Source organism: Acinetobacter sp. YH12218, assembly GCF_013417925.1.
Taxonomy (GTDB): Bacteria; Pseudomonadota; Gammaproteobacteria; order Pseudomonadales; family Moraxellaceae; genus Acinetobacter; species Acinetobacter amyesii.
Genome location: NZ_VPDB01000146.1, coordinates 1 through 2356 on the forward strand (window position 1 = coordinate 1; position 2356 = coordinate 2356).

Here is a 2356-nt window from a genome sequence, read left to right on the forward strand (position 1 = left end):
AATCAATTTCTAATGCCTGCTCACCGATTTTTGCATGTAGTTTTTTTAGATCGATGGGTGGTTCTGTTGGAGCTTTTGATTGATCGAAAGCTTGCGAGGAAGCTGAAATCAGTTGATTTTTCCAGTCAATAATTTGGTTTTGATGAACATCAAATTCAGCACTCAATTCAGCAAGTGTTTTTTCTGCTTTAATCGCAGCAAGTGCTACCTTAGCTTTAAAGTCATTTGAATGATTTCTTCTTGGTCTACGTGTCATAAAATACTCCATATATTGATGTTTATAACATCATTTGGGGAGCAAAATATCACTTATAAGTGTTGTTCAAATTTCCTGATCCACCTCTGTGGCTCAACCTGCGAAAAGAAACGAGTTGCTACGTAAGTCCGAGAACATGCTTTCCATGGTCTCTGAGCTCGCCTTTGGGACCGACATATCGGTAGAGAGTGACGCGCTCGATGCCGAGTTCCTTGCAGAGATCGGAAACTGAAGTATCGCGCTGGGCCATGGCGGCTTGCGCGAGACGCACCTGAGCTTTGGTGAGCGCGAATTTTCGTCCGCCCTTGCGACCGCGCGCTCTCGCGGAGGCGAGACCCGCCATGGTGCGCTCTCGGATCAGATCCCGCTCGAACTCGGCCAAGGTGGCGAAGATTCCGAACACCATGCGACCGGACGCAGTCGTGGTGTCGATCTGAGCGCCCTTTCCAGTCAGAACCCGCAGGCCGATCTTGCGGTCTGACAGCTCCTTCACCGTGTTGACCAGATGGGCAAGCGATCGTCCGAGGCGATCGAGCTTCCAGACCACCAGCACATCGCCGTCACGCAATGACTTGAGGCAGGCAGTCAAGCCAGGGCGATCATCACGACCGCCGGAAGCAAGATCATCATAGATATTGTCCCGTTCGACACCTGCGGCGCGCAAGGCGTCGTGCTGCAGGTCGAGAGACTGCGAGCCATCGGCTTTGGAGACGCGGGCATATCCGATCAGCATGTATCACAAACGTTGGTTTGAGGCGGCGCTTCGGCCACGATTGCATTGACCTCTGGAAATGTATCTCAACCAGCTTCATAAACAAAGCGTCTTGAACGCTATCAGATTTTGAAAAAGGAACATGTATGCCGCGTCGCGTCACTCTAACCGATCGGCAGAAAGACGCGCTGTTGCGCTTGCCGACTTCACAGACGGATTTGCTCAAGCACTATACGCTGAGTGATGAAGACCTTGGGCATATCAGGCTGCGTCGGCGCGCTCACAACAGGTTCGGCTTCGCCCTGCAATTGTGTGTCCTGCGCTATCCCGGCCGGGTGCTGGCTCCAGGCGAACTGATCCCTGCAGAGGTCATCGAATTTATCGGAGCGCAGCTTGGCCTGGGTGCCGACGATCTCGTAGACTATGCTGCCCGCGAGGAAACACGGCACGAGCATCTTGCCGAGTTACGGGGGCTCTACGGCTTCCGCACCTTCTCCGGACGTGGTGCGAGCGAGCTGAAGGAATGGTTGTTCCGAGAAGCCGAGATGGCGGTGTCGAACGAGGATATCGCCCGTCGCTTCGTAGCCGAGTGCCGACGCACCCGCACTGTCCTTCCCGCGACATCCACGATCGAGCGGCTTTGTGCCGCGGCTCTCGTCGATGCCGAGCGACGCATCGAGACGAGGATCGCCAGTCGGCTGCCTATGTCGATCCGAGAACAGTTGCTGGCATTGCTCGAGGAGACGGCTGATGATCGGGTGACCCGTTTTGTGTGGCTGCGCCAGTTCGAGCCTGGCTCGAACTCTTCGTCGGCCAACCGGCTGCTCGACCGGCTCGAATATCTGCAACGCGTCGATCTCCCCGAGGATCTGCTTGCCGGCGTTCCTGCCCATCGGGTGACTCGTCTGCGCAGGCAGGGTGAACGGTATTATGCCGACGGCATGCGCGATCTCCCGGAGGACAGGCGGCTTGCGATCTTGGCTGTTTGCGTCTCGGAATGGCAGGCGATGTTGGCCGACGCAGTGGTCGAAACCCACGACCGGATCGTCGGCCGTCTCTACCGTGCTTCGGAGCGTATTTGCCATGCAAAGGTCGCAGACGAAGCGGGGGTGGTGCGTGACACCCTGAAATCCTTCGCCGAGATCGGGGGCGCCCTGGTCGATGCACAGGATGATGGCCAGCCGCTGGGCGATGTCATCGCGAGGGCACTGTTGCAAAGTTAGCGATGAGGCAGCCTTTTGTCTTATTCAAAGGCCTTACGTTTCAAAAACTCTGCTTACCAGGCGCATTTCGCCCAGGGGATCACCATAATAAAATGCTGAGGCCTGGCCTTTGCGTAGTGCACGCATCACCTCAATACCTTTGATGGTGGCGTAAGCCGTCTTCAT

Annotated in this window: 2 protein-coding genes and 2 pseudogenes; 1 reads left to right on the plus strand and 3 read right to left on the minus strand. The window is 55.7% G+C overall.

The annotated features are described in order from the left end of the window. Positions 1 to 268: transposase (locus FTV03_RS17505; protein WP_161412291.1), on the minus strand; the 268-nt coding region annotated here is incomplete at its 3' end. 106 nt (positions 269 to 374) lie between these two features. Next, positions 375 to 989 (minus strand): recombinase family protein, encoded by a 615-nt coding sequence (locus FTV03_RS17510; RefSeq protein ID WP_000904906.1) that lies wholly within the window; start codon positions 987 to 989, stop codon positions 375 to 377. 125 nt (positions 990 to 1114) lie between these two features. Between FTV03_RS17510 and FTV03_RS18255 the strand changes: the two are divergent. Beyond that, positions 1115 to 1705: pseudogene (locus FTV03_RS18255) on the plus strand (DUF4158 domain-containing protein); the annotation flags it as partial. A gap of 519 nt (positions 1706 to 2224) precedes the next feature. Here FTV03_RS18255 and FTV03_RS17520 read toward each other — a convergent pair. Further along, a pseudogene (locus FTV03_RS17520) lies at positions 2225 to 2356 on the minus strand (IS6 family transposase); the annotation flags it as partial.